The sequence below is a fragment of the Thermanaerothrix sp. genome, assembly GCA_026417795.1.
Taxonomy (GTDB): Bacteria; Synergistota; Synergistia; order Synergistales; family Synergistaceae; genus Thermanaerovibrio.
Window position 1 is genome coordinate 1 of record JAOACP010000055.1, and the last position, 5772, is coordinate 5772.

Sequence of the window (5772 nt, forward strand, 5' to 3'; positions counted from 1 at the left end):
GGCCTGCACCCTGGAGCTGCGGGTGGGGAAGCTGGAGGTCATATCCGGCAGCTACCGCTGGCGGGTGCATTTCTACGTCAACGGCGAGGAGGTGTTCTGCGGGCCGCTTTACGGAGGCGCGGGAAGCCTTAACCCGAACCAATTCGACGCCAAGGCCTGCGTGGGCTGCTACATGGGCCTGGGGGATGAGGACGAAATCAGCTTCGGCCCCTTCCGGGTAGGGTACCTGCAGATAGGCCGGGCGGATACTCCCGATTTTCCCCTGGAGAAGGTCTGGCTGCCCCTTAAGCCGGAGAACATGAACGACGGGGAGGCGGGGATAGAGCGGGGGACGGTGACCAACACATCGCAGAGCAGGGATTTCGCGGCCGGCTTTGAAGCCGGCTGCTACATTTTTACGGTGGCCTTGCCGCCTAGAACATGAGGGGAGGCGAAGGAAATGGAGCAGTATTTTGCCTGGCTGCGCTACCTTCTGGCCGGCCTGGGAGGGCTGGCCACCGCCCTTTTTGGAGGGTGGGATGTCTACCTCAAAGTGCTGGTGGCCTTCATGGTTCTGGATTACCTTACCGGCGTTATCGCGGCCTACCAGGAGAAGAAGCTGGACAGCAACGTGGGCTGGAAGGGCATTACCCGCAAGGCGCTCATCTTCGTAATCGTCGCCCTGGCCCACCTGCTCGATACCGCCCTGGGGCAGGAGCTTTTCCGGGGCCTGGTGATATGGTTCTACATCGCCAACGAGGGCCTTTCGGTGGTAGAAAACCTTGGCCGGGCGGGAGTACCCATACCGGCTCCCTTGCGGGCGGCTTTGGAGAGCCTGAAGCAGAAGGCCGAGGAGGGGAAGGGCAATGCCTAAAGTCGGCTTAGATCCGGGCCACGGCGGGAAAGACCCTGGGGCGGTAGGCCCAAGCGGGCTGAAGGAAAAGGACGTTAACCTGGCCGTGGCGCTAGAGCTGGAGAAGCTTCTGAAACAGGCCGGGGTAGAGGTGGTAATGACCCGCCGGGAGGATAGGACGGTAGAGCTGAAAGAGCGCAGCGACTTTTTGAACCGCCAGGGAGTTGATCTGGCGGTTTCGCTTCATTGCAACGCCTGGAAGACCCCGGAGCCGGATTATCTGGCGGTCTTCGTGTACCGGCACGGGAGCGAGGCGGAAAGGGCGGCCGAGAAGGTGCTGGCGGCCCTGGTAGAAGCCACCGGCTGGCCGGAGGGCGGGGTAAGGGCGGAGAACTTCCAAATCCTGCGGGAAACGAAGGCCCCTGCAATCCTTATCGAGCAGGGGTTTATTACTAATCCGGCCCAGGAGAAGCAGCTCGGCCGGCCGGAATTCCAAAAGGCCCTGGCCGGGGCCATCGCTAAGGGGCTTTTCGCCCATTTGGGCATAAGAAGCCAAGCCCCGCCGGAGGCCCTGCCCAACATTAAGCCCTGGGCGAGGCAGGCCGTGGCCAAGGCAATTGCTAAGGGCCTGGTCTTTAATCCGGAGTTGCTAAGCGAGAGCGAGCAGAAAGTCCTGGTCTGGTTCGACAGGCTGGGGCTCTTACCTGATCCAGGGGGGTGATGCCGTTGAGGGTTTAGCCGGTCGGGAACCGGGTTCATGCTGCCAAGTTCATCAAACCAAAAACGCATTAGGGAGGGTACTTTCAGATGCCAGTAGCGAGAAGTTATCGGGTAAGGGGATACGTGCAATCTAGAAGCTACCCCTGCGATGATAGGCGCTGGGCGGGTGCCAGGGTTGGTGACGCTTCAACGTGGCTCGATATACCTTCTTACTCCGCCTTCTATTGGGACTCTGGGCTTCCGAACGACAGCTACGTCTGCGCCTATGTTGGCCTCGATTTGGTCAATTGGAGTGTAAGCCCGCCGCAATGGGCGGCCTCCTGCGAATGCGGGGTATCTATGACCGCCGAGGAATGGTTCGGGCGGAATGGCAAGCAAAGGGGTTGGTACCCGTTCGTTAACCGTAACGGTTCTAGGCTTTGGCGCCGTTCTACTCCCATTTCAGACCCTGAAGTGGTAAAACTGGAAGTAAGGGTAGTGGGCGGCCCTTATGCGGTTTCCGGGGGTTACGAGTGCGACATAGGCTTCTATGTAAACAATACTCTTATGTATACCTTCAGGCTGAAATCCTCCAGCAACGGCACCAAGAACTGCTATAACCCAAAGTTTGTCGTGGATTGCGAGCCCTACAATGCCATGGACGCCATTAAATGGTCGTACCCGTTCGATTTCGTAAGATGCTACGGCTCCTATATCGATAACAGCGGGGTCGTCCGTTACGAGATACTCCACGAATACCTGGCTGATGGGTTTATAGATTGCTACAGGGTGGGCGGTAACACACCAAACTATAATCCTTATGTTCGCAACACTAGTAGCTACGAACGGTTTGCCGTCCGCAAGCCAGGTGGAGCCGGAGACAGTATAGGAGTGTGCCCCTACTAGGAGGGTACAAAGAAGAATAGGGGGCAGGCCCGTCCTGCCCCCTATTCAGCTACTGTCTGACCTAAAAAGCAGGAACTATTGAGCCGTCGGGTAGGTGTCGATAAGTGTCCTTTATCTTGCTGGCGCGTGGGGCAAGGAAATCTTCCCAAATCTTATAGCCGTCTGCGGGTTGCGGATCAGCAGGTATGGTCACCCTGAGCGTATCATAGGAAAAAGGGGGATCGTAGTAGCCAGTAAGAGGGCCACTTATTGTGGGCCTTTCGCCGACTTCGCGCTGGATCATGTAGCCAGCGGCGGCCAGATACCGGCTAAGGGTATCCGGCGACTCGGAAGTGAAGGGTTCCGCCTTTGTGGCTAGGCCCACCCATTTGACCCCGAACCTGTCCTGGCCGGGTAGGGGCTCGAAATAGAACACCTGAAAATCGGAGCCTGAGGGAATGTAGAAGAACCGCAGGGTTTCACCCTCGGGGAAGTAGGCGAGGATTGCCGCCCCACTTGGCCCTTCGGGCACAACAGGATAGGGCGGCTCGACCTCCTCTTCTATGGCCGCAAGGGCAATAGAAGGTGGGAAATGGACACCCCGCATGGCCACTATCCGGGCCTTCTCCAGCTCGCCCGCTTCAAAGTACGCCTTAGCCCTGGCATAAGCCTGCCTGGTCTTCTCAATCCATTCCTGCTTGGCTTGCTGCGCGTATTTGGCCGCCTCGTCCTCTGGGGCTGCCGTTTCCGCCATTGCTGCTTCCTCTCCTGGGTTTGCCGGCCTAATGCCGGGAATGGCGATGTCACCCTGGGCCAGCCAGGCGCCGAGTATCAGGGCCAGAATAACGATGCCGGCGAGGAATACTAAGCGGCGAGATGTTGTCATGGCGTGTTCACTCCTTTCCCAAAGCTGGTTCTACCCTTCTAGACCGCCCGGAAATTTCCTGCCATCTGCCCCTTGCCTACGGGGCCCTTTCTTTCGGCCTTAGTTTCCTTATCCTCTCCTTCCGGGATAGGAGGCCGGAAATGGGGCTGGCCCGCGAATGGGCCTCCCGCAGATCGGCCTGGGACAAATGAACGTACCGCTTGGCCATATCCAGGGTAGCGTGCCCCAGCAGCCGCCGCAGGGAATGTATATCGCCCCCGTTCCGCAGGTACATGGTCGCGAAAGCGTGGCGCAGGTCGTAGGGGCTTATCTTGCAGCCCAGCTTTCGGCCGTAATGCTCCAGCCTCTGCCGCCAAGCGTCCAGGGTCATGGGTTTGCCCTCGCAGGTGTAGAAAGGTCGATCGGCCCGCCAAGTTGGGGGCAACACGGCGATAAGCTTCTGTAAGGCCTTAGCCGTTTCGGCCGATATGGGCAAGGTGCGGGAAATGCGGGTCTTGGCCGTTTCCTCCCGCACCCGAACCTCCAGGCTTCGCAGGTTTATATCCTCCAAGCGCAGGCTAAAGGCCTCGGCTGGCCGAATGCCGGTATCGAGGAAGAGCAGCAGCAGGGCATAGTCTCGAAGCCCCGCATAGGTGGATTGATCCGGCAGGCGCAGCAAGCGGGCCAGGGCCTCTTCGTCAATGGGCCGGAAACGGCCTACCGAGCGGCGGGCCTTCAGCCCCTCCAGCGGGTTGGCAGGCAAGTATCCCTGTGCCACGCACCAGGCAAAGAAGGCCCGGAGGTACTTCAGGCGCAGGTTGTAGGTATCAGGCGCTAGGTTGGCCGCCCGGGCCATGTACTCCAGGGCGGCGGCTTTAAGCCGGTCGTAATCCCGCCAAGCATCGGGATAAAGGCCGAAGAAACGGCTTACGTGAACCTGGTAGTCGTGAAGCGTCCGCTCCGCCCGCCGCTGGGCGGCTTTGTAAGTGAGAAATTCCCTGAGGGCATCTTCCCATTGGGTTGGCAATACGGGTACAATTTTAGTGAGCCGTGCCATAAAAACTCCCCCTTGAAGGCGGGAGTCCGGCGCACCTAACGAGGAAGACAGGCCCGCAAACCGTTGAAAATGCTGGGCCATTAGCTCAGCAGGTAGAGCAACGGACTTTTAATCCGTGGGTCGGAGGTTCGAATCCTCCGTGGCTCACCAGCCTTGATTCTCAAGGGTTTACGGGCTCGGGCTCGGCCGGATGGGGTATGCTGAAGGGGCCGAGTCCGGCGGTGTTAAAACCCTTCGTTAGGGGGCCGGAAGGCTCCCTTCTTGTTTAAGTATTTTTATCAGCCTGTCCGCCTTACCGGCGGCAAGCTCCCTTACTACGGGCTCATACCTCACCAGATCCTCTCCGAGCATTAGGGCGGCGGCAAACATATTGGCCTGGTATTCCTCTTTACCGTAGAATAGGGTTTGAGTGAGGACGAAGAAAAAATTCCCCTTGGGGTGCAAGACAAAATGGCCTAACTCGTGGCCGATAACCAGCTTTTGTGCCGGCTCGGGCAGGTCGGATTTTACCCCTATCAGCTTATGCCTGCCCAGCCGGAGAGACATGCCGTATATGGAGCGGAACGGGAGGTGGATTATCTTGATTCCCTTTTCCCAGGCTATCCGCTCCGGGTCGCGCGTCTGGTACTTCTCGGCCAGCTTCCAGGCTTCGGCGACGTAGTAGGGAGGCTGCATTAATCTTTCCCCTCATCCTTTTTCTGGGCCGCTTCGGCGGCCTTTCTTTTTTTGGCCTCCCTCTCCCTCTTCATATGGTCGTAGGCCGCCCGCAGGAAAAGAAGCACGTCCTCTTTGGCGTCTTCGTCAAGCGGATATCCCATGCGGCGAAGGTTGGAATGCTCCCGAATAAACTCCATTAGCTCAATGTCTGTCGGGGGCTCATCGCGTTCCCACCACGGCTGGGATTGGCCGTTACCGCTCATGCGGAAGTAATCCAGGGAGACCCCATAGAAGTCGGCGAGCTTAATCAGCATGGGCAAGTCTGGTGCGCGCCGGCCTATCTCGTAGTTGCCCAGCGTGCTCTTGGCAATGTTGAGGGCCTTCGCTGCCTCTTCCTGGGTTAGTCCCTTCTGTTTCCGAAGCTTCTTCAGCTTTGAAGCTATATGCAGGGCTTCTCCCTCGCCAAATTCCATTCTCCTTCCACCCCCTCTCGGGCGGTTATCTGGCCCCATTATACCCCAATAATTGCACCTCGAAAATTTTTGGTGCCAGATCGAAAACTTGCCCTTGACAAATTGCCTTATGCAATTCTATAATCAGACCAGGAAGACGCCAAAACGCAACCGGGTGATCAGGATGCCCAAGACCTTAGCAGAGTTACGGAAAAAGAGGAAGCTAACCCAGGCCGAGCTGGCTAGGGCCGTTGAGCTAGCACAAAGCACAATTGCGAATTACGAAACTGGCAGGAGAACCCCCAGCTTGCAGACGGCCAAAAAG

General features: G+C 58.1%; 8 protein-coding genes and 1 tRNA gene. 4 read left to right on the top strand and 5 right to left on the bottom strand.

Annotated elements, in window-relative coordinates:
* From N2315_08615 to N2315_08625, 3 genes are all read left to right on the top strand, one after another.
* Positions 1 to 424 (top strand): hypothetical protein (locus tag N2315_08615; protein ID MCX7829239.1); only part of this gene is annotated, 424 nt, incomplete at its 5' end.
* Positions 425 to 439: 15 nt separating this feature from the next.
* Positions 440 to 853, top strand: coding sequence for a phage holin family protein (locus N2315_08620; GenBank protein MCX7829240.1), 414 nt, complete (start codon positions 440 to 442; stop codon positions 851 to 853).
* Complete coding sequence (locus N2315_08625) at positions 846 to 1553, top strand: N-acetylmuramoyl-L-alanine amidase (GenBank protein MCX7829241.1); 708 nt, start codon at positions 846 to 848, stop codon at positions 1551 to 1553. The genes N2315_08620 and N2315_08625 overlap by 8 nt, the downstream gene beginning before the upstream one ends.
* 440 nt (positions 1554 to 1993) lie before the next feature.
* Here N2315_08625 and N2315_08630 read toward each other — a convergent pair whose 3' ends face one another.
* From N2315_08630 to N2315_08640, 3 genes are all read right to left on the bottom strand, one after another.
* On the bottom strand, positions 1994 to 2284 hold the full coding sequence (locus N2315_08630) for a hypothetical protein (protein ID MCX7829242.1): 291 nt from the start codon (positions 2282 to 2284) through the stop codon (positions 1994 to 1996).
* 214 nt (positions 2285 to 2498) lie between these two features.
* Positions 2499 to 3302 carry a hypothetical protein gene (locus tag N2315_08635; GenBank protein MCX7829243.1) on the bottom strand — a complete coding sequence of 268 codons (804 nt, stop codon included), beginning with the start codon at positions 3300 to 3302 and terminating at the stop codon, positions 2499 to 2501.
* Between the two features lie 76 nt (positions 3303 to 3378).
* Positions 3379 to 4308, bottom strand: a complete 930-nt coding sequence (locus N2315_08640; GenBank protein ID MCX7829244.1) for a tyrosine-type recombinase/integrase — start codon at positions 4306 to 4308, stop codon at positions 3379 to 3381.
* Between the two features lie 104 nt (positions 4309 to 4412).
* Between N2315_08640 and N2315_08645 the strand changes: the two genes are divergently transcribed.
* Positions 4413 to 4488: transfer RNA gene (locus N2315_08645), tRNA-Lys, on the top strand.
* 87 nt (positions 4489 to 4575) lie between these two features.
* Here the strand turns inward: N2315_08645 and N2315_08650 are convergent.
* Complete coding sequence (locus N2315_08650) at positions 4576 to 5013, bottom strand: ImmA/IrrE family metallo-endopeptidase (protein MCX7829245.1); 438 nt, start codon at positions 5011 to 5013, stop codon at positions 4576 to 4578.
* Positions 5013 to 5468: a helix-turn-helix domain-containing protein gene (locus tag N2315_08655; GenBank protein MCX7829246.1), complete on the bottom strand. Its 456-nt coding sequence runs from the start codon at positions 5466 to 5468 to the stop codon at positions 5013 to 5015. The genes N2315_08650 and N2315_08655 overlap by 1 nt, the downstream gene beginning before the upstream one ends.
* Positions 5469 to 5772 lie beyond the last annotated feature (304 nt).